Origin of the sequence: Enterobacter sp. 198, assembly GCF_009025585.1 — a bacterium.
Taxonomy (GTDB): Bacteria; Pseudomonadota; Gammaproteobacteria; order Enterobacterales; family Enterobacteriaceae; genus Enterobacter; species Enterobacter ludwigii.
In genome coordinates this window covers 40,138-61,608 of sequence record NZ_WCIM01000005.1, presented here as the reverse complement: position 1 = coordinate 61,608, position 21,471 = coordinate 40,138, and the positions used below count along the sequence as shown (strand labels likewise).

The following is a 21,471-nucleotide window of genomic DNA, read 5'->3' as shown; positions in this document are numbered from 1 at the left end:
TGATGACTCAACCGTTGGCGGGAGCGAAATCAGTGGTAACTGAGAATGAGCTGGATATTCGGGGTTTGTTTCGCGTGTTGTGGGCAGGCAAACTTTGGATTGCGGGGATCGCGCTGGGGTTTGCATTGTTAGCGCTGGCCTACACCTTCTTTGCAAAACAAGAGTGGAGCGCTACGGCAATCACTGATAAACCAACGGTTAATATGCTCGGGGGGTTCTATTCCCAGCAGCAGTTCCTGCGTAACCTGGATATCAAAGCCAATCTGGCCACCCCAGATCAGGCTTCCGTCATGGATGAGGCCTATAAAGAGTTTGTGATGCAGCTGGCTTCCTGGGATACACGCCGTGATTTCTGGAGCCAGACGGATTATTACAAGCAACGGATGGTGGGCAACAGTAAAGCCGATGCCGCGCTGCTGGATGACATGATTAACAACATTCAGTTTATGCCGGGAGATGCGCTGCGTAACGTCAACGACAGCGTCAAGCTGATTGCCGAAACCGCGCCGGATGCCAATAACCTGTTGCGCCAGTACGTTGCCTTTGCCAGCCAGCGTGCGGCAAGCCACCTGAATGAAGAGCTGAAAGGTGCCTGGGCTGCCCGTACTATCCAGATGAAAGCGCAGGTTAAACGTCAGGAAGAGGTGGCTAAAGCCATCTTCGCCCGCCGTGTACACAATATTGAGCAGGCGCTAAAAATTGCCGAACAGCACAATATTTCCCGCACCGAGACGGACGTGCCGGCAGATGAACTGCCTGATTCAGAAATGTTCCTTCTCGGGCGCCCAATGCTGCAGGCTCGACTGGAAAACCTCCAGGCCGTTGGCCCTGATTTTGACCTCGACTACGATCAAAACCGCGCGATGCTGAACACCCTGAATGTCGGTCCAACAATGGACCCGCGTTTTCAGACCTATCGTTATTTGCGAACGCCTGAAGAACCTGTAAAACGCGATAGTCCGCGCCGCGCATTCCTGATGATCATGTGGGGGATTGTGGGTGCACTGACTGGCGCAGGCGTGGCGTTAACGCGTCGTCGCACTAACTAAGAACGCCGTCTACGATGAAGGCTGCGGCCTTCATCGTTTAATCGAAGAGAATCGATGTGAAAGTACTTACCGTATTTGGCACCAGGCCGGAGGCCATTAAGATGGCACCTCTGGTTCATGCGCTGGCCAGTGATCCTGATATTGAAGCGAAAGTGTGCGTCACTGCCCAACACCGTGAGATGCTCGATCAGGTCTTAACTCTCTTTTCTATCGTCCCGGATTACGATCTCAATATTATGAAACCGGGGCAGGGGTTAACGGAGATAACCTGCCGTATTCTGCAAGAGCTCAAGCCGATTCTGGAGTCCTTCAAACCTGACGTGGTTCTGGTGCATGGCGATACCACCACCACGGTGGCAACCAGCCTGGCTGCGTTTTACCAGCGAATTCCTGTCGGCCACGTTGAGGCGGGTCTGCGTACCGGCAACCTTTATTCGCCATGGCCCGAAGAGGCCAACCGCACACTCACCGGCCATCTGGCGATGTACCATTTTGCGCCCACCGAAAATTCACGACAGAACCTGCTGCGTGAAAATATTGCCGACAACAAAATCTTTGTCACCGGGAATACGGTGATTGATGCCCTGATTTGGGTTCGTGACCGCGTGCTGTCAAACAACGATCTTCAGAAAGAACTCGCCGCACGCTACCCCTTCCTGAACAATGGCAAAAAAACCATTCTGGTCACCGGCCACCGTCGCGAGAGCTTTGGACGCGGCTTTGAGCAAATCTGTCATGCCCTGGCGGAAATCGCCGCGCAGAATCAGGATGTGCAGATTGTCTACCCGGTGCACCTTAATCCTAACGTCAGCGAGCCGGTCAACCGTATCCTTGGGCATATAGAAAACGTCCTGCTGATTGAACCGCAGGACTACTTGCCGTTTGTCTGGCTGATGAACCACGCCTGGCTGATCCTGACCGATTCCGGTGGTATTCAGGAAGAGGCGCCGTCTCTCGGTAAGCCTGTGCTGGTCATGCGTGAAACGACTGAACGCCCGGAAGCGGTGAAAGCGGGCACGGTACGTCTGGTCGGCACCAATACACAGCTGATCGTCGAAGAGGTGACGCGCCTGCTGCACGACGACGAAGAGTATCAGGCGATGAGCCGGGCCCATAACCCGTATGGTGATGGGCAGGCTTGTGGCCGTATTTTGCATGCACTTAAACACAATCGGGTATCGCTATGAGTTTTACTACCATCTCTGTCATTGGTCTTGGCTACATTGGCTTGCCCACAGCGGCAGCGTTTGCCTCCCGTCAAAAACAGGTTGTGGGCGTGGATATCAACGCGCGTGCGGTGGAAACCATTAACCGTGGCGAAATTCATATCGTGGAGCCCGATCTCGACCGCGTGGTGAAAGAGGCGGTTGATGGCGGATTCCTGCGTGCCAGCACGACGCCGGTCGAGGCGGATGCATATCTGATTGCGGTGCCAACCCCCTTTAAAGGCGACCATGAGCCCGACATGGCTTACGTCGAAGCGGCGGCAAAATCGATTGCACCGGTCCTGAAAAAAGGGGCTCTGGTGATCCTGGAGTCCACTTCGCCCGTCGGTGCTACCGAACAGATGGCGCAGTGGCTGGCGCAAGCCCGACCTGACTTACGCTTCCCGCAGCAGGCGGGCGAGCAAGCTGATATCAATATTGCTTACTGTCCTGAGCGCGTGCTGCCAGGTCAGGTGATGGTAGAGCTGATTAAAAACGATCGCGTGATCGGCGGCATGACGCCAGTCTGTTCTGCACGCGCCAGCGCGCTTTACAAGATTTTCCTTGAAGGCGAATGTGTGGTGACCAACTCCCGCACCGCCGAAATGTGCAAGCTCACGGAAAACAGTTTCCGGGACGTGAATATCGCCTTCGCGAATGAACTGTCGCTGATTTGCGCCGATCAGGGGATTAACGTCTGGGAGTTGATTAGCCTGGCGAATCGCCATCCGCGCGTGAATATCCTCCAGCCTGGCCCGGGCGTGGGCGGTCACTGTATCGCTGTCGATCCGTGGTTTATTGTGGCGCAAAACCCGGCGCAGGCCCGCCTGATCCGCACCGCGCGTGAAGTGAATGACAGCAAGCCACACTGGGTGCTCAGTCAGGTGAAAGCCACCGTAGCGGACTGTCTGGCTGAGAGCGGCAAACGCGCCAGTGAGCTGAAAATTGCCTGCTTTGGTCTGGCATTCAAACCGAATATTGACGACTTACGCGAAAGCCCGGCGATGGAGATTGCAGAGATGATCGCTGGCTGGCACACCGGCGAAACGCTGGTGGTTGAACCTAATATTCATGAACTGCCGGCAAAACTGGCGGGCCACTGTACGTTGACCGCGCTGGATGAGGCGCTGGCGACGGCGGATGTGCTGGTGCTGCTGGTGGATCATAAAGAATTTAAAGCGACGTCCGGTGATGCCGTACGCCAACAGTACGTGGTTGATACGAAAGGTGTCTGGCGTTGAGCCACCTGAAGGGGGTTCTCGAGTCCCTTGAGTGGGAGAGTGCCTTTTTTGGTCTGCCATCAGCCATCGTGCGCCTGCGCGACGATGCGCCGGTTCTGACTGACGCCGATTTCACCGCCTGGCCGCGGGTACAGGCCAGGATCCCCGCAGACCGTGCCGACCTGCTCGATGCGCTCCAGCAACAAGGTTTTCAGCTGGTTGAAGGCGAGGTTGATCTGTCCCTTACGCTCGCCCGCCATGATTCGCCCGGTGCGGAAGTGGCAACGGAGCAGGATATCCCCGCGCTGCGTCAGATGGCAGCGCAGGCATTTGCCCGGAGCCGTTTTCGCGCACCGTGGTATGCATCGGACGACAGCGGGCGTTTCTACGCCCAGTGGGTTGAGAACGCGGTAAAAGGCACCTTTGACCATGTGTGCCTGGTGTTTCGCACTGCAGACGGCCAGATTGAGGGATTTGTCTCGCTTCGTAAGCTCAACGCGAACGAGGGGCGTATTGGTTTATTAGCCGGGCGCGGCATGGGCGAAAAACTCATGCAGGCGGCGCTTCACTGGGCGCAGCAGCAACAGCTTTTGACTCTGCGGGTGGCAACTCAGATGGGCAACACCGCCGCGCTTAAACGTTATATCGCGAGTGGTGCCAACATCGACGCCACCGCTTACTGGTTATACAGGTGACAAGATGATTCCATTTAACGCACCACCCGTCGTGGGCACTGAACTCGACTATATGCAGTCTGCTATGGGCAGCGGCAAACTCTGTGGTGACGGTGGTTTTACCCGTCGCTGCCAGCAGTGGATGGAGCAGCGGTTTCACAGCGCTAAAGTCCTGCTGACCCCGTCTTGTACCGCATCGCTGGAAATGGCGGCGTTGTTGCTGGATATCCAGCCGGGCGATGAAGTGATCATGCCGAGCTATACCTTCGTCTCTACGGCGAATGCCTTTGTCCTGCGTGGTGCGAAAATCGTCTTTGTGGATATTCGCCCGGATACCATGAACATTGATGAGACGCTGATTGAAGCGGCAATCACGGACAAAACGCGCGCGATTGTGCCGGTTCACTACGCGGGTGTGGCGTGTGAGATGGACACCATCATGGCGATCGCCAAAAAACATGACCTGTTCGTGGTTGAAGATGCCGCTCAGGGCGTGATGTCGACCTATAAAGGTCGAGCGCTGGGAACGATCGGCCATATCGGCTGCTTTAGCTTCCACGAAACCAAAAATTATACCGCCGGTGGCGAAGGTGGTGCGACGCTGATTAACGACCGTGCGCTGGTCGAGCGCGCGGAAGTGATCCGTGAAAAAGGCACCAACCGCAGCCAGTTCTTCCGGGGGCAAGTAGACAAATATACCTGGCGCGATATTGGCTCAAGCTATCTGATGGCCGATCTGCAGGCGGCATACCTGTGGGCGCAGCTGGAGGCAGCGGACCGTATTAATCTTCAGCGCCTGTCCCTGTGGCAAACTTATTACGACGCGCTGCAACCGCTGGCACAAGCCGGGCGAATTGAGCTGCCGACCCTTCCGGCTGATTGCGTCCATAATGCCCATATGTTCTATATCAAACTGCGCGATAACGACGATCGCAGCAAGTTGATTGCCTGGCTAAAAGAAGCCGAAATTCTGGCGGTGTTCCACTATATCCCGCTGCACTCCAGCCCGGCAGGAGAGGCATTTGGGGTCTTCGCGGGTGAAGATCGCTACACCACGAAAGAAAGTGAGCGTTTGCTTCGTTTGCCACTGTTCTACAACCTCGCGCCTGTTAACCAGCGTACGGTGATTAACACCCTTCTGAGTTATTTCGGCTGATATGTCTTTGGCAAAAGCATCGGTGTGGACCGCCGCGTCCACACTTGTCAAAATTGGCGCCGGGCTACTGGTCGTCAAGCTGCTGGCCGTCTCATTCGGCCCTTCAGGCGTCGGGCTGGCAGGGAATTTCCGTCAGCTTGTGACCGTCCTTGGGGTACTGGCCGGCGCAGGGATTTTCAACGGCGTCACGAAATACGTTGCGCAGTACCATGATGATGCGGCCCAGCTTCGCCGTGTTGTCGGTACATCCTCGGCGATGGTCACCGGCTTTTCGACCCTGATGGCGGTTATTTTCCTGCTTGCAGCGGCACCCATAAGCCAGGGGTTATTTGGTCACACCCATTATCAGGGGCTGGTTCGTCTGGTCGCGCTGGTTCAGCTGGGCATTGCCTGGGCTAATCTGCTGCTGGCGCTGATGAAAGGCTTTCGTGATGCGGCCGGAAACGCACTGGCGTTAATCCTCGGCAGCGTCATCGGCGTGATTGCCTACTATTTTTGTTATCGGCTGGGCGGCTATGAAGGCGCGTTGCTGGGGCTGGCGCTGGTACCGGCATTAGTGGTCGTTCCGGCGGCGTTCATGCTAATGCGTCGGGGCACCATTCCGTTGAGTTACCTGAAACCTCAATGGGACAAGGTGCTGGCAAGCCAGCTGGGAAAATTTACCCTGATGGCGCTCATCACCTCCGTCACGCTCCCTGTCGCCTACGTGATGATGCGAAACCTGCTGGCGGCGCATTACAGCTGGGACGAAGTTGGGATTTGGCAAGGGGTGAGCAGTATTTCCGATGCCTACCTCCAATTTATAACGGCTTCCTTTAGCGTCTATTTGCTGCCAACCTTATCGCGCCTGACCTCCAGGCAGGATATCACGCGCGAAATTTCCCGCTCACTGCGGTTTGTCCTTCCCGCCGTTGCGGCAGCCAGTTTAACCGTATGGCTATTGCGCGATGTCGCCATCTGGCTGCTCTTCTCCGCGAAGTTTACCGCCATGCGCGATCTGTTTGCCTGGCAACTGGTGGGCGATGTACTGAAAGTGGGGGCTTACGTTTTTGGTTATCTGGTGATTGCGAAAGCCTCGCTACGGTTGTATATCCTGGCGGAAATCAGCCAGTTTGCATTACTGACCGCATTCTCACACTGGTTGATCCCGGCACACGGTGCGCTGGGGGCGGCTCAGGCCTATATGGCAACCTATATCGTTTATTTCGCTGCCTGTTGCGGCGTATTTTTACTTTGGCGTAAACGCGCATGACTGCACTGATTCACATACTGGGATCGGATATCCCACACCATAACCAGACCGTGTTACGGTTCTTCAATGATGAACTGGCATCGGGGGATCCCGACGCTCGTGAGTTTATGGTTGCCGGTCAGGATAATGGCCTGAGCGTGGCGTGTCCGGCGCTGACTCTCTCTTTCTGGCCGGATAAGGCTGCGCTGGCGAAGGCGGTTGTTGCCAAAGCCAAAGCGGATCGTGAGCAACGTTTCTTTTTCCATGGGCAGTTTAATACCGGCCTGTGGCTGGCGCTCCTGAGCGGGGGGATCAAACCTTCGCAGTGCAGCTGGCATATCTGGGGAGCCGATCTCTACGAAGTCTCCAGCGGCTGGAAATTCCGTCTTTTCTACCCGTTGCGGCGTATGGCGCAGGGGCGTGTGGGATGCGTTTTCGCGACCCGTGGCGATCTCAATTATTTTGCTAAACGCCACCCTGACGTACGCGGTGAGCTACTCTATTTCCCGACCCGAATGAACCCGGCGCTGAACAACATGGCGAATGATACGCCGCGCGAGGGTAAACTGACGATTCTGGTGGGTAACTCAGGCGATCGCAGCAATGAACATCTTGCCGCGCTCAGGGCGGTACATCAGCAGTTTGGCGACACCGTCAATGTGATTGTGCCGATGGGGTATCCGGCCAATAACGATGCCTATATCAATGAGGTCCGCCAGCAGGCACTCGCGTTATTTAGCGCCGGGAATGTGCACATTCTCCACGATAAGCTGGAATTTGATGAGTATCTTGCGCTGCTGCGTCGGTGCGATCTGGGCTATTTCATCTTTGCGCGTCAGCAAGGAATTGGCACGCTGTGTCTGCTGATTCAGGCGGGTGTGCCCTGCGTACTCAATCGCGAAAACCCATTCTGGCAGGACATGGCGGAGCAGCATCTGCCGGTGCTGTTTACTTCCGATGTGCTTAACGAAGAGGTGGTCCGCGAAGCGCAGAGACAACTGGCGCTGGTGGACAAAAGTGCCATCGACTTCTTTAGCCCGAACTACCTCACGCCGTGGCATCGCGCGCTGCGTATCGCTGCAGGAGACAAAGCATGAGCCAGTTGCAATTCAGCGGCTTACTGATCGTTTGGCTTCTGAGCACTTTATTCATCGCCACGCTCACCTGGTTCGAGTTTCGCCGGGTGCGTTTTAACTTTAACGTCTTCTTCTCGTTACTGTTTCTTCTGACCTTCTTTTTCGGATTCCCGCTGACCAGCATTCTGGTCTTCCGGTTTGACGTGAGCGTTGCCCCGCCCGAGATCCTGCTTCAGGCGATCCTGGCAGCGACCTGCTTCTACGCCGTCTACTACGCCACCTATAAAACGCGCCTGCGTTCAGCGCAATCCACCGCGCCGCGCCGGGCGCTCTTCACCATGAACCGGGTGGAGACGCACCTGACGTGGGTGATGCTGATGACGATCGCGCTGGTAAGCGTGGGTATCTTCTTCATGCACAATGGTTTTCTGCTGTTCAAGCTCCAGTCCTACAGCCAGATTTTTTCTGCCGAAGTGTCGGGCGTGGCGCTTAAGCGCTTCTTCTACTTCTTCATTCCGGCGATGCTGGTGATCTTTTTCCTGCGTCAGGACAGCAAAGCCTGGCTGTTTTTCCTGGTGAGTACCGTCGCCTTCGGTTTCCTGACCTACATGATTGTGGGAGGGACGCGTGCAAACATCATCATCGCTTTCGCAATCTTCCTGTTTATCGGCATCATCCGCGGGTGGATCTCTTTATGGATGCTGGTGGCTGCTGGGGTGTTTGGCATTGTTGGTATGTTCTGGCTTGCCCTGAAGCGCTACGGGCTCAACGTAGCCGGTGACGAGGCGTTTTACACATTCCTCTATCTCACGCGCGACACCTTCTCGCCGTGGGAAAACCTGGCGTTGTTGCTGCAAAACTACGACAAAATCGATTTCCAGGGCCTTGCGCCTATTGTGCGCGACTTTTATGTCTTTATCCCAACCTGGCTGTGGCCAGACCGTCCCGGCGTCGTACTCAACACGGCAAACTATTTTACCTGGGAAGTGCTGAACAACCACTCAGGCCTTGCGATCTCACCTACGTTGATTGGCTCGCTGGTGGTGATGGGGGGAAGCTGGTTTATCCTGCCGGGGGCGGTGGTGGTGGGGCTGATCATCAAGTGGTTTGACTGGCTCTACGTGCGCGGCAACGAAGAAACAAACCGCTATAAGGCGGCTATTTTGCACAGCTTCTGCTTTGGTGCCATTTTCAATATGATCGTTCTGGCGCGAGAAGGGCTGGATTCATTCGTGTCGCGCGTGGTTTTCTTCATGGTCGTTTTTGGCATCTGCCTGTTACTGGCCAAACTATTGTACTGGCTGTTTGACAGTGCAGGGCTTGTGCATAAGCGCGAGCCGCAGGGCAGCACAACGCTGTCGCAAGTGTGAGTAGGGAAAGTCATGACGGATAAAACTTCTGCACCGCGCTATACGCTGCGCGGTCTGCAGCTTATTGGCTGGCGCGATATGCAACACGCGCTGGATTTTCTGTTCGCTGGTGGTCAGATGAAATCCGGTACGCTGGTCGCCATCAATGCGGAAAAGATGCTGGCGGTGGAAGACAACGCCGAAGTGAGAAGCCTGATAGAAGCGGCTGAATTTAAATATGCCGACGGTATCAGCGTGGTGCGTTCAATCCGCAAAAAGTATCCTGGCGCTAATGTATCTCGCGTGGCAGGGGCCGATCTCTGGGAGCAACTGATGGCACGCGCAGGGGCGGAAGGCACGCCGGTATTCCTGATTGGCGGTAAGCCGGAGGTACTGGCGCAGACCGAAGCGAAATTGCGCAGTCAATGGAATGTTAACATCGTGGGCAGCCAGGATGGCTACTTCAAACCAGAGGCCCGGCAGGCGCTGTTTGAACGCGTTCGCGACAGTGGAGCGAAAATCATTACCGTGGCGATGGGCTCCCCACGCCAGGAGATCCTGATGCGTGACTGCCGTCAGGTGTGTCCGGATGCCCTTTATATGGGCGTCGGCGGAACGTATGACGTCTTTACCGGCCACGTTAAGCGCGCGCCCAAAGTCTGGCAAAACCTGGGGCTGGAGTGGCTGTATCGCCTGCTATCTCAGCCGACGCGGATTACACGACAGATCCGTCTGCTTCGCTACCTTACCTGGCACTACACCGGGAAAATGTAATCAAAATGTAGCGCGATATGCTGTTCGCGCTGCAACTCCCCTGCAAAACTGCTGCGAATCTGTGCAATGCATTCATTTTTTTTATGCATCGTTTGCCATTTGCCGCATTTTAAGAAACCATTCGCCCCGTATTTTAGTACCCCTAAAAAACAATACCCGGCCTTAAGTCGGGAAACAGCAAACACAATCGAGGATCTATGGCAGAGAAAAAACCGGAGCTACAGCGTGGGCTGGAGGCTCGTCATATTGAACTGATAGCGCTGGGCGGCACTATCGGCGTGGGCCTGTTTATGGGCTCCGCAAGCACGCTCAAATGGGCAGGACCTTCGGTCTTGCTGGCTTATATCATTGCGGGATTGTTCGTTTTCTTCATCATGCGTTCGATGGGCGAAATGCTTTTCATGGAGCCCGTCACGGGTTCCTTCGCCGTTTACGCGCACCGATATATGAGCCCGTTCTTTGGCTACCTGACGGCCTGGTCATACTGGTTTATGTGGATGGCGGTTGGCATCTCTGAAATCACGGCGATAGGGGTCTACGTGCAGTTCTGGTTCCCGGACATGGTCCAGTGGATACCGGCGCTGATTGCCGTGGGGCTGGTGGCACTGGCAAACCTTGCTGCCGTTCGTCTTTATGGTGAAATCGAATTCTGGTTTGCGATGATCAAAGTCACCACCATCATCGTGATGATTGTGGTCGGGCTGGGCGTTATCTTCTTCGGCTTTGGTAACGGCGGGCACGCCATTGGCTTTGGTAACCTGACCGAAAACGGCGGCTTCTTTGCGGGCGGCTGGAAGGGCTTCCTGACGGCACTGTGTATCGTTGTGGCCTCTTATCAGGGGGTCGAGCTTATCGGTATTACCGCGGGTGAAGCGAAAAACCCGCAGGTTACGCTGCGCAGCGCCGTAGGCAAGGTGCTGTGGCGTATCCTGATTTTCTATGTGGGGGCGATCTTCGTTATCGTAACCATCTTCCCGTGGAATGAAATTGGCACGACCGGTAGCCCGTTTGTCTTGACCTTCGCGAAGATTGGCATCACGGCGGCAGCAGGCATCATTAACTTTGTGGTTCTGACGGCGGCGTTGTCAGGCTGCAACAGCGGGATGTATAGCTGCGGACGTATGCTCTACGCGCTGTCCAGAAACAACCAGCTGCCAGCGGCAATGGCGAAAGTTTCGCGTGCGGGCGTACCGGTTGCGGGGGTGGCGGTGTCGATTGTGATCCTGCTGATTGGCTCTTGCCTGAACTACATCATCCCGAATCCGCAGCGCGTGTTCGTTTATGTCTACAGCGCCAGCGTGCTGCCAGGCATGGTGCCCTGGTTTGTTATCCTGATTAGCCAGCTGCGTTTCCGTCAGGCACATAAAAAGGCCATCGCCAGCCATCCGTTCCGTTCCATTCTGTTCCCGTATGCCAACTATTTGACGATGGCGTTCCTGGTTTGCGTATTAATCGGAATGTACTTTAATGAAGATACGCGCATGTCGCTGTTTGTCGGGATGATCTTCCTGGCGGCGGTGACCGCAGCGTATAAGCTTTTTGGTCTGGGCCGCCGCGCTACCTCGCAGAAAGTGGAGGAATAAGCGGCAAAATGTGCAAACCATAACCAAACGCGCATTTTTTTCAAAAAAGCACTAGACAGCGGGGTCGGAGGTACGTAATATCCAGCCCCGCAACGGCGCTAAGCGCCCGTAGCTCAGCTGGATAGAGCGCTGCCCTCCGGAGGCAGAGGTCTCAGGTTCGAATCCTGTCGGGCGCGCCATTTTAGTCCCGGCGCTAGAGCTGCGGTGGTCTGAGAAGTAGTCAGTACCGCGTGAAAGAATACAGTGGTGGCTATAGCTCAGTTGGTAGAGCCCTGGATTGTGATTCCAGTTGTCGTGGGTTCGAATCCCATTAGCCACCCCATTATTGAAAGAGTTGTGAATTGCGAAGGTGGCGGAATTGGTAGACGCGCTAGCTTCAGGTGTTAGTGTTCTTACGGACGTGGGGGTTCAAGTCCCCCCCCTCGCACCACGACTTTTTAATGAATTGAACTAAAAATTCAAAAAGCAGTACATCGGCGAGTAGCGCAGCTTGGTAGCGCAACTGGTTTGGGACCAGTGGGTCGGAGGTTCGAATCCTCTCTCGCCGACCAATTTTGAACCCCGCTTCGGCGGGGTTTTTTGTTTTCTGCGCCTTTCTTTCCTCTGTAGTGATTCCACGACAACAGCCGGCTTTCTTGTCGCGATTCAGCGACACATAACACACTGAAAGTAAAAGATATAATAATTTGGCGGCTTTCGTGTCTCCTCCAGACGACATTTCGTCGTGTTTATCAGCAGGTTGTAGGGTCTAAGATACCGCTCAACAACATAATTTCCTTTTATCTTAAAATGTTGCGCGATGTAAAAGTTCTGCGTGTCAAGTTGGCACGTTACGTGCAATAATATACGTGTAGATGCTCATTCCATCTCTTATGTTCGCCTTAGTGCCTCATAAACTCAGGAATGACGCAGAGCCATTTACGGTGCTTATCGTCCACTGACAGATGTCGCTTCGGCCTCATCAGACACCATGGGCATAACGTTGAGTGAAGCACCAAATATGTTGTCTTACAGACCTGTTTTAACGCCTGCTTTTATAGCAGGCGTTTTTTTATGCCTTATTCCCGGTAAACGTACATGATCAGGGCGACCAGTATCAGAGCGGCTGACGAAACGCTGTAAAGCGCTTGTATGGAGCCAAACCCTGCTGCCGCCATCGCGGCAATACCGGTGAAAAGCGAGGCACTGAGCGTTTGCCAGCGCCAGGCTTTACTGCTTGCCGAAGCCATGTGCGTGGTTTGAAAACTGCTGAGTACGGCAAACGTGCCAGCCGCAAAGAGAACATTTGAGGCCAGGTGTGCGACAAAAATCATCCCCAGCGCGCATGCCATCCACCCGGACAACAGCGGGAGCATCCCATACGCGGCAAGGAAGATGCCAAGACACAGTAAAATCCGTGGCGTGCGTGCTGCAAAACGCGTCAGGCTGTCTCTTTTTAGCAGCAGGGGACCGCAAAGTTGCCCCATGCTCCTTGCAAAAAGCAGTGGCAAAGCAAGGCTGGCCGCATCCTGAGGATGGATCTGCTGTGCCATTGCCGGAAGAAGTGCCATGGCCGGTGAACCGACGGCGGCCAGCGCAGGCAAAATCAGCAAACTGCGTTTCTGCCGGATGGTCAACATCTGCCAGCGTAAAGTCGCAGGCGCTTTCTCTTCAGCGGGGACTGCCAGTGTGGGCGCTAAATATACACGACCCGCCAGCCAGAGCATGAACAGCGATCCGAGAAAGCTGGTGGCATCAATGGCCAGCAAGGCGAGGATGGCGATCTTCTGGAAAAGTACCATCCCCAGCCCGGTGCCTAACAAAACCTGAGCGGCAAAAATCACATTCTCGAGGCAGGTTGCGGCAGGCAGTTCTGCTTCTCTGAGTCCGCGTTTAAAGAGCAGCGTCAGGGCAGGCCAGCTCATTCCGCTAAGCAGTGCTTCGGTGGACTGCACGGCCAGTAACGCAGGGATACTGTGATAGTGCACGCCGAGCAGGGGAAAGAGCAGGGCCAGTAAGCCAAGCCCCTCGGTGAGTATCAACAGGGATATCGGAGAATAGCGCGCGCACAGCTTTTCACTGATGAGGCTGCCGATAAAGCCAGGTAGCGTGGCGAAAAGAAAGGCGAGGGTAAGCAGTGCGGGCGGGGCGGACCATGCTAACAGTAAGCCGAAGACCACCACCTGGGTTACGCCATTTCCCAGTGATGTAAAGATAAAGGCACAGGCCAGCAGGCGCAGCCAGCGGTGGCAGCGCAGCGCTTCAATAAGCGCGTACAAAAGGGAGTTCATGACGATTTCCTTTCAAAAACGATTCAGTCCACGCGGCACTCGTCGCGTGTAGGGAAAAAAGTTAATGAAAAGACGTCGTTACATTGGCGGGTTCGTTTTCAGATGACGTGGTAAAGAATGTAGCAGGCGAAGGGGAATAAAAAAAGGAGGCCGTCTGGCCTCCTTGTTATTTATTGCTGGCTGCCATTATTTTGCAGCGTTAATAACAGCCCATCGCGGCGCATGGCGGCAGCCTCTTCCGGCTTGTGCTGCTTGTCCAGCGAATCGGCAAGCCACGCGTAGTCAAACGCGTCCGGGCGCTGTTTCAGCGCTGCACGGAAGGCGAGACTCGCTTCCTGCCATTCACCGTGCTTCATCAGAGACTGGCCCAGCGTACTCCACAGCAGTGGACGGTCGCCGACGGCTTTAATCTGCTGACGCAGCATTTTTTCAATTTGCTCAGGGTTATTGGTTTTCAGACGCGGGATCACCATAACCAGGCGATCGTCATACTGTCGCTTCAGTCCGTCAAGGAGGATCTCCTGCGCCGTGTCATGATCGTCACATTCAATCAGATGTTCTGCCATCGCAACCTGCAACGGAACCTGCTGACGCGTTTTCCGGCTCTGATTCTTCCACCAGGTTTTCAGACCATCGCTGCCGAGATCGGCACGCGCCTGATCCATCAGGCCAATCCATGCCAGACGCTGAAGTTCATCACGATGTTCATCATCACCGACGTCGGCTTTGGCCATCGACGGAATGATATCCAGCAGTGAACCCCATGCACCGGTGCGAATATAGGCCTGCTCGGCAAGACGCAGCACTTCCGGGTGGCGTGGCGAGACTTCCAGCAGACGGTCGATACCGTGACGTGCGGCGTGGTTTTCGTTGCGGGCCAGCTGCAGGCGAACGCGGGTGATCTCAACGGGAATCGGGTCTTTCGGAGATAGTTCTGACGCGCGTTCCAGGTGCTGGTTGGCGCGGGCTTCGTCACCCCGCTGTTGCGCTGCCTCGGCGGCCAGCAGATAGTTCACCACCGGCTGTTCGGCATGGTCAGCATTTTTCGACATCAGCTTTTCAACCTGCTGATAGTCACCCTCGGCCAGCTTAAGCAGTGCCTGCTCAGTCTGCTTACGGGCGCGGCGGCGTTTACGGCCAACGAACCAGCCACGCGTATGCGCACCGGTACGGAAAATTCGGCGCAGGATCCACTCTACTGCAAGGAGCACCACCACACCGAGGATCAGGATGATCACCAGACCCGTTACGCTGGTTTCAATGTTGTAGTTATCGGTCTGGATCAGGACGTAACCCTGATGACCGGCAAGCATCGGCCCCAGGACGATCCCGGCGATCAGCAGGATGAAGAGTAAGAGTACTTTAAGCATCATTACTCTCCTTGTGGCGCGCTTTCAGGCGCTGGCGCTGGCGCGGCGGCAGGGGCCTGGGCGTGAGGTTCTGCCGGAACGCCCGGCTGCGCCAGCAGGTTGCGCACGCGCGTCTGCATCAGTTTCTCCAGAATCGGCTGGCTTTCCAGCTTGTCCGGCACGTTCATGGTGATGTTCTGCTGGCTCAGTTTATCAATGTCATCGAGGAAAGCCGTGGTCGTGGCATCATCGGTATTGTAGTAAGCACGTACCCATGTCGAGACGTTATCAAGCGCCTGTTTGTAGGTTTCTTCCTGATGACGCGGCACGGCCTGGGCCGCCACCAGCAGGCGGGAGCGAATGTTTTCGCGCAGATAAATGTCCTGATTCGGCGCTAACAGCGGAACGGCGGTTTCGTCGCGGCGGCGGATAGTAATGAAGCTATCCATAAAGTTCTGCCAGCTTTTTTGCAGGTTCACGCGCCATTCGCTCAGGGAGCTGGAAAGCTCGGTGCCGTCAGAATCCATCGGGGAGTCATCGTCGTTGTTATCCGCCAGCTGCAGGTTATCAATCTGGTTTGAAAGCTGATTGACCTTCAGGATGATGCCATCGTAGTCCACCTGCGAAACGGCAGAGAGGCTGGCGATATCTTCGGTAATGGCACGACGCGCGGTAATGAGGCTCGGATCGTTCATGTCTGCCAGGCTCGCATCAGCGCTTTTCAACAGCGCGGCGGCGGTGGTGACGTCCTGATCGCTCCAGAGCTTACGTCCGGCCAGCTTCACCAGGAAATCGGCCTGCGAGAGCAGCCAGGTTTTGGCATCGGTACCGGAAATCGTGGCGACTTTCTGCTGCACGTCGTCCAGCTGTTTGGTCAGCTCTTCCTGTTTGCTGTTCGCCTCAGCGAGCGCCGCGGACTGCTGTTTAATCACCGTTTCCAGTTCAGTTTTCTGCGTCTCCTGCGCTTTTTGCAGGGCGGTAAGCTGATTGACCAGCGTGTCGTTGGTCGCCGTCTGGCTGGAACCTTGCTGTTTCACCAGGCCATAGAGGCCAACGCCTGCGGCCAGCGCAATGGCGATGGCTATCGCGCTCAGCGCGAGGCTGGTTTTATTGCTGCCGTTCTTCTTCTCAACGGTTTTCTCAGTCGTTTCTGACTGCGGCGTGATGTCCACAGTCTCCCTGGTCTCTTCAACCACGGCGGAGGATTTATCGTGTTCCGTCATTATGGCTTCCCATTATGAGAGTTATTGTAATGCGCGCAGCAGCGCATCGTTGTCAGCGTTATCAGCGATCCGAATATCTTGCCAGCCCAGTTCCCGGGCCTGGTTCGCCAGACGCTCACTGACGACCAGAAGCCGGCAGTGGAGTAACCAGTTTTCACGATACCAAAGGGGCACAAGCGACCAGAGCTGCTGCAGCATTTCACCGCTGGTCACCACCAGGGTCGTAATGCCGCGCATATGCCAGCGCATCGCCTCTTCCGCACCATCGTAATGTTTTGCACAACGCTGATAGCATTCGCAGAACGTGACCTCAGCCCCGCGTTCACGTAGCGTTTCACCCAACAGTTCGCGCCCGCCGTTACCGCGTAAAATGAGTGCACGCTTTCCGGCAATAGTTTGTAATTCAGGTAATTGTAGCAAGACTTCGCTGATTTCCCGATCTAACGGGTAACGAACGTCTGTTCCGCTTACGGTATGCAGCGCCAGTGCCGTTGTACGACCAATCGCAAAATAGTGAGGAGCGGTTGGCCAGTTAAGACCCTGCTGTTGCAGCTGTGCCTGGGCAAATTCCACCGCATGTTGCGACAGCGCAAACAGCAAGTCGCCCTGCTGGAGGGTATTCATATGGTCGGCAAGCGCGGACAGCTCCCGACCGGGGGAGAATTCAATGAGCGGAAAACTCCAGGCCACCTGCCCCAGTGCGCGCAGACGGCTCACTAATTGCTCTCCTGCGGGAGAAGGGCGGGTGACAAGAATACTCATGCAGGGGGCTCTCCATTATAAACCTCGGCCAGGATCTCACGGGCGCCGTTATCCAGCAGCTCTTCTGCCAGCGACACGCCAAGCTGTTCGGCATCTTGCGCTTTACCGCGACGTTCGCCGCGGACCATCTGTGAACCGTCCGGTGCGCCAACCAGCGCTCGCAGCCACAGTTCACCGTTAATTAATTCAGCATAGCTGCCAATCGGCACCTGACACCCTCCTTCGAGGCGGGTGTTCATGGCGCGCTCGGCGTTAACGCGGATAGCGGTCTCATCATGGTTCAGCGGGGCAAGCAGCGTGCGGGTACGCTCATCATCCAGACGGCATTCAATGCCGACGGCCCCCTGACCCACGGCCGGCAGCGACAGCTCAGGCGGCAACGCGACGCGAATGCGCGACGTCAGCCCCAGGCGCTTCAGACCCGCAACCGCGAGGATAATGGCATCGTAATCGCCGTTATCCAACTTGCTCAGACGCGTACCAACGTTACCGCGCAGCGAACGAATGATCAGGTCCGGACGACGTTCTGCCAGCTGGCACTGACGACGTAAACTGGACGTGCCAACCACGCTGCCTTCTGGCAACGCATCGAGCGAATCATAGTGATTGGAGACAAACGCATCGCGCGGATCTTCACGCTCGCAAATGGTCACCAGCCCCAGCCCTTCCGGGAACTCGACGGGCACATCTTTCATCGAATGTACGGCGATATCGGCGCGGTTCTCAAGCAATGCCAGTTCCAGTTCTTTGACAAACAGGCCCTTGCCGCCCACTTTAGCCAGTGGCGTATCAAGGATCACGTCACCGCGCGTGACCATCGGCACCAGCTCGACGCACAATCCACTGTGGCAGGCTTCAAGGCGCTGCTTAACATAATGTGCCTGCCAGAGCGCAAGAGGGCTTTGGCGTGTGGCAATTCTCAAAACATTGTCTAACATGCTTGTTACCGTCATTATCAATCGCTAACCATCCTAACATTGTTGACTCTGGGATGGCAGTTTTACGGTGATGAAGAAGAGAGGGACAGGGCGGGGTTCTCGTCAGCCACAGCCGTATTAAGGAATTTACACGTACAGAACGGTGCTACACTGTATGTAGCGCATCTTTCTTTACGGTCAACCGGCAAGGTGTTAAATTGATCACGTTTTAGACCATTTTTTCGTCGGTACCACCATAATGATAAGGGCGAAAAAAGGTAACGGTTCTCTTTTTGTAATACTGCGGGTCCGCTGTTATTTCTGTTTTGAATAGCGTGCGACACCCGGAAACATCAGGCGATACGTCTTGTACCTCTATATTGAGACTCTGAAACAGAGACTGGATGCCATAAACCAACTGCGTGTCGATCGCGCGCTTGCTGCTATGGGCCCTGCTTTCCAGCAGGTATACAGTCTTCTGCCGACATTATTGCACTATCACCATCCGCTGATGCCTGGCTACCTTGACGGTAACGTTCCCAGAGGCATCTGTCTTTTCACGCCTGATGAAACCCAACAACACTACCTGACCGAACTTGAACTCTACCGTGGCATGCCGCCGCAGGAATCACCGAAAGGTGAACTGCCGATTACAGGCGTTTACACCATGGGCAGCACCTCCTCGGTTGGGCAAAGCTGTTCTTCGGACCTGGACATCTGGGTCTGTCATCAGTCCTGGCTCGATAACGACGAGCGTCAGCTGCTGCAACGAAAGTGCAGCCTACTGGAAAGCTGGGCCGCGTCGCTTGGCGTGGAAGTCAGTTTCTTCCTGATTGATGAAAACCGTTTCCGTCATAACGAAAGTGGCAGTCTGGGTGGTGAAGACTGCGGCTCAACCCAGCACATCTTACTGCTGGACGAGTTTTACCGTACTGCCGTTCGCCTGGCCGGTAAGCGTATTCTGTGGAATATGGTGCCGTGCGACGAAGAAGAGCATTACGACGATTACGTAATGTCGTTGTACTCCCAGGGTGTGCTGACACCAAATGAATGGCTGGATCTGGGTGGCCTCAGTTCGCTTTCCGCCGAAGAGTACTTTGGCGCGAGCCTCTGGCAGCTCTATAAAAGCATTGATTCGCCGTATAAGGCCGTGCTGAAAACCCTGCTGCTGGAAGCCTATTCCTGGGAATACCCCACGCCGCGTTTGCTGGCGAAAGATATCAAACAGCGTCTGCACGACGGAGAAATTGTCTCCTACGGGCTGGATGCTTACTGCATGATGCTTGAACGCGTCACCGAATACCTGAAAGCCATTGATGACACCACGCGTCTCGATCTGGTGCGTCGATGTTTCTACCTCAAAGTCTGTGAAAAACTCAGCCGCGAACGCGCATGCGTGGGCTGGCGTCGTGAAGTGGTCAGTCAGTTGGTGAAAGAGTGGGGATGGGACGAAGAACGTCTGTCGATGCTTGATAACCGCGCCAACTGGAAAATCGATCAGGTGCGTGAAGCGCACAACGAACTGCTCGATGCCATGATGCAAAGCTACCGCAACCTTATCCGCTTTGCGCGTCGTAACAATCTCAGCGTTTCCGCCAGCCCGCAGGACATCGGGGTGTTGACGCGTAAACTGTATGCGGCGTTTGAAGCATTGCCGGGTAAAGTCACGCTGGTTAACCCGCAGATTTCACCGGACCTGTCAGAACCGAACCTGACCTTTATCTATGTGCCGCCGGGCCGCGCAAACCGCACCGGGTGGTACCTGTACAACCGTGCGCCAAGCATGGACTCGATCATCAGCCATCAGCCGCTGGAATATAACCGCTACCTGAACAAGCTGGTGGCCTGGGCCTGGTTCAACGGCCTGCTGACCTCGCGTACCCGGCTGTTTATCAAAGGCAACGAGGTTGTCGATTTAGCCAAACTGCAGGAGATGGTGGCGGATGTCTCCCACCACTTCCCGCTGCGTCTGCCGGCACCGACGCCAAAAGCGCTCTACAGTCCGTGTGAAATTCGCCATCTGGCGATCATCGTCAACCTGGAATATGACCCGACGGCGGCCTTCCGCAATCAGGTGGTCCATTTTGATTTCCGCAAGCTGGATGTCTTTAGCTTTGGCGAGCAGCAAAACTGCCTGGTGGGCAGCGTAGACCTGCTGTACCGCAACTCGTGGAACGAAGTGCGTACTCTTCACTTCAACGGCGAGCAGGCGATGATCGAAGCGCTGAAAACGATTCTCGGCAAGATGCACCAGGACGCTGCGCCGCCGGACAGCGTTGAGGTGTTCTGCTATAGCCAGCATTTGCGCGGTCTGATCCGTACCCGTGTGCAGCAGCTGGTTTCAGAGTGCATCGAACTGCGCCTCTCCAGTACCCGTCAGGAAACCGGTCGCTTTAAAGCGCTGCGCGTCTCCGGACAGACCTGGGGCCTGTTCTTCGAGCGCCTGAATGTTTCAGTACAGAAGCTGGAAAACGCCATCGAGTTCTACGGCGCCATTTCGCACAACAAGCTGCATGGCCTGTCAGTGCAGGTGGAAACCAACCACGTGAAACTGCCACAGGTCGTGGATGGCTTTGCGAGCGAAGGGATTATTCAGTTCTTCTTTGAAGAGTCGGGTGACGACGCCGGTTTCAACATCTACATCCTGGATGAGACGAACCGCGCTGAGGTTTATCACCACTGTGAAGGCAGTAAAGAGGAGCTGGTGCGCGACGTCAGCCGCTTCTATTCGTCCTCACATGACCGCTTTACCTACGGCTCCAGCTTCATCAACTTTAACCTGCCGCAGTTCTACCAGATTGTGAATGTAGACGGACGTTCGCAGGTGATTCCGTTCCGTACGCAGGCCGTTACGCCAGCGGTTCCCGCCAGCCAGGACACTACCCCGCTGTTGCAGCAGTATTTCTCCTGACAGTTTTTGCCCGGTATGCAGCGCACCACCGGGCAAAACAGACTCAACGAAAACGCACGTCTTCGCCTGCCTGCGCGGTCGCCGCCTGTTCCAGCAGATCCCAGAACGTTTCGCCGCTACGGTCACACACCCATTCGCCCTCTTTCAGATCGAAATGGTAGCCACCCTGTTTGGCGGCCAGCCAGACCTGGTGAAGCGGCTCCTGGCGGTTAATAATAATTTTGCTGCCGTTTTCGAAGCTCAGGGTCAGAATGCCGCCGTTGATCTCACAATCGATATCGCTGTCGCCGTCCCAGTCGTCAAGCCGCTCTTCGATGGTCATCCATAAGGTGTCTGCAAGGCGATGGAATTCACTGTCGTTCATGGTTTTGTTCCTGTTTTTCGTGATGCCGGCAGTATAACGCTAAATAATTCCCGTTGCAGGAAAGCGGCAAACTCTTGCTTTTGTGTCTTCTCCTGCGATGATAGAAACAGATTTGAACTTACGGGCAACTTTATAATGAAAAACGTTTTCCGAACGCTTGCCGTTCTCATCACGCTGTTTAGTCTGACGGGCTGTGGACTGAAGGGACCGCTTTACTTCCCGCCAGCGGATAAAACGGCGCCGCCGCCGACGAAACCTGTGCAAAGCGGTATTGAGTCTTCCACGCCAGACACGAACGATCGTGGCAATAATGGTGGTCCGACTCAGGTTAATCTCTGACGATTACGTTCTGTACCCG

General features: G+C 55.3%; 18 protein-coding genes and 4 tRNA genes. 16 read left to right on the top strand and 6 right to left on the bottom strand.

Going from position 1 to position 21,471, the window contains the following annotated elements:
- Positions 1-2: 2 nt before the first annotated feature.
- From wzzE to F8561_RS01135, 14 genes are all read left to right on the top strand, one after another.
- Positions 3-1,049 (top strand): ECA polysaccharide chain length modulation protein, encoded by a 1,047-nt coding sequence (gene wzzE, locus F8561_RS01200; RefSeq protein ID WP_020882894.1) that lies wholly within the window; start codon positions 3-5, stop codon positions 1,047-1,049.
- A 56-nt stretch (positions 1,050-1,105) separates the two neighbouring features.
- Positions 1,106-2,236: a non-hydrolyzing UDP-N-acetylglucosamine 2-epimerase gene (gene wecB / locus F8561_RS01195; RefSeq protein ID WP_032679224.1), complete on the top strand. Its 1,131-nt coding sequence runs from the start codon at positions 1,106-1,108 to the stop codon at positions 2,234-2,236.
- A complete protein-coding gene (wecC, locus tag F8561_RS01190; protein WP_025202775.1) occupies positions 2,233-3,495 on the top strand; it encodes a UDP-N-acetyl-D-mannosamine dehydrogenase in 1,263 nt (420 codons plus the stop codon). Before wecB ends, wecC begins: the two co-directional genes overlap by 4 nt.
- A complete protein-coding gene (gene rffC, locus F8561_RS01185) occupies positions 3,492-4,169 on the top strand; it encodes a dTDP-4-amino-4,6-dideoxy-D-galactose acyltransferase (RefSeq protein WP_047356047.1) in 678 nt (225 codons plus the stop codon). Before wecC ends, rffC begins: the two co-directional genes overlap by 4 nt.
- A gap of 4 nt (positions 4,170-4,173) precedes the next feature.
- Positions 4,174-5,304: a dTDP-4-amino-4,6-dideoxygalactose transaminase gene (gene rffA / locus F8561_RS01180; protein ID WP_020882890.1), complete on the top strand. Its 1,131-nt coding sequence runs from the start codon at positions 4,174-4,176 to the stop codon at positions 5,302-5,304.
- Between the two features lies 1 nt (position 5,305).
- Complete coding sequence (wzxE, locus tag F8561_RS01175) at positions 5,306-6,556, top strand: lipid III flippase WzxE (RefSeq protein ID WP_014172149.1); 1,251 nt, start codon at positions 5,306-5,308, stop codon at positions 6,554-6,556.
- Positions 6,553-7,632 (top strand): TDP-N-acetylfucosamine:lipid II N-acetylfucosaminyltransferase, encoded by a 1,080-nt coding sequence (locus tag F8561_RS01170; RefSeq protein ID WP_014172148.1) that lies wholly within the window; start codon positions 6,553-6,555, stop codon positions 7,630-7,632. Before wzxE ends, F8561_RS01170 begins: the two co-directional genes overlap by 4 nt.
- Positions 7,629-8,981 (top strand): ECA oligosaccharide polymerase, encoded by a 1,353-nt coding sequence (gene wzyE / locus F8561_RS01165; protein WP_020882888.1) that lies wholly within the window; start codon positions 7,629-7,631, stop codon positions 8,979-8,981. The genes F8561_RS01170 and wzyE overlap by 4 nt, the downstream gene beginning before the upstream one ends.
- 12 nt (positions 8,982-8,993) lie before the next feature.
- Complete coding sequence (gene wecG / locus F8561_RS01160; protein ID WP_020882887.1) at positions 8,994-9,734, top strand: lipopolysaccharide N-acetylmannosaminouronosyltransferase; 741 nt, start codon at positions 8,994-8,996, stop codon at positions 9,732-9,734.
- A gap of 197 nt (positions 9,735-9,931) precedes the next feature.
- Positions 9,932-11,317 (top strand): bifunctional threonine/serine APC transporter ThrP, encoded by a 1,386-nt coding sequence (gene thrP / locus F8561_RS24155; protein WP_014172144.1) that lies wholly within the window; start codon positions 9,932-9,934, stop codon positions 11,315-11,317.
- A gap of 102 nt (positions 11,318-11,419) precedes the next feature.
- Positions 11,420-11,496, top strand: a tRNA-Arg gene (locus F8561_RS01150).
- Between the two features lie 67 nt (positions 11,497-11,563).
- A tRNA-His gene (locus F8561_RS01145) sits at positions 11,564-11,639 on the top strand.
- 21 nt (positions 11,640-11,660) lie between these two features.
- Positions 11,661-11,747 (top strand) — tRNA-Leu (locus F8561_RS01140).
- A 44-nt stretch (positions 11,748-11,791) separates the two neighbouring features.
- Positions 11,792-11,868: transfer RNA gene (locus F8561_RS01135), tRNA-Pro, on the top strand.
- Between the two features lie 507 nt (positions 11,869-12,375).
- Here F8561_RS01135 and F8561_RS01125 read toward each other — a convergent pair.
- The 5 genes from F8561_RS01125 to hemC form a co-directional block, all read right to left on the bottom strand.
- Positions 12,376-13,587 carry an MFS transporter gene (locus F8561_RS01125; protein ID WP_151887062.1) on the bottom strand — a complete coding sequence of 404 codons (1,212 nt, stop codon included), beginning with the start codon at positions 13,585-13,587 and terminating at the stop codon, positions 12,376-12,378.
- 170 nt (positions 13,588-13,757) lie between these two features.
- Positions 13,758-14,957, bottom strand: a complete 1,200-nt coding sequence (gene hemY / locus F8561_RS01120) for a protoheme IX biogenesis protein HemY (protein ID WP_032680089.1) — start codon at positions 14,955-14,957, stop codon at positions 13,758-13,760.
- Between the two features lie 2 nt (positions 14,958-14,959).
- Positions 14,960-16,159, bottom strand: a complete 1,200-nt coding sequence (gene hemX, locus F8561_RS01115) for a uroporphyrinogen-III C-methyltransferase (RefSeq protein WP_032679217.1) — start codon at positions 16,157-16,159, stop codon at positions 14,960-14,962.
- Positions 16,160-16,180: 21 nt separating this feature from the next.
- Entirely contained in the window at positions 16,181-16,921 is a 741-nt protein-coding gene (gene hemD, locus F8561_RS01110; protein ID WP_014172140.1) for a uroporphyrinogen-III synthase, read from the bottom strand.
- Positions 16,918-17,859, bottom strand: a complete 942-nt coding sequence (gene hemC / locus F8561_RS01105) for a hydroxymethylbilane synthase (RefSeq protein WP_032680091.1) — start codon at positions 17,857-17,859, stop codon at positions 16,918-16,920. Before hemC ends, hemD begins: the two co-directional genes overlap by 4 nt.
- A gap of 346 nt (positions 17,860-18,205) precedes the next feature.
- On the opposite strand from hemC, the gene cyaA reads away from it, so the two are divergent.
- The gene (gene cyaA, locus F8561_RS01100; RefSeq protein ID WP_014172138.1) at positions 18,206-20,749 is read left to right on the top strand and encodes a class I adenylate cyclase; all 2,544 of its coding nucleotides are present in this window, start codon (positions 18,206-18,208) and stop codon (positions 20,747-20,749) included.
- A 43-nt stretch (positions 20,750-20,792) separates the two neighbouring features.
- On the opposite strand, the gene cyaY is transcribed toward cyaA, so the two are convergent.
- Positions 20,793-21,113: an iron donor protein CyaY gene (gene cyaY / locus F8561_RS01095; protein WP_014172137.1), complete on the bottom strand. Its 321-nt coding sequence runs from the start codon at positions 21,111-21,113 to the stop codon at positions 20,793-20,795.
- 135 nt (positions 21,114-21,248) lie between these two features.
- Between cyaY and lptM the strand changes: the two genes are divergently transcribed.
- On the top strand, positions 21,249-21,452 hold the full coding sequence (gene lptM / locus F8561_RS01090) for an LPS translocon maturation chaperone LptM (RefSeq protein WP_025202779.1): 204 nt from the start codon (positions 21,249-21,251) through the stop codon (positions 21,450-21,452).
- Positions 21,453-21,471 lie beyond the last annotated feature (19 nt).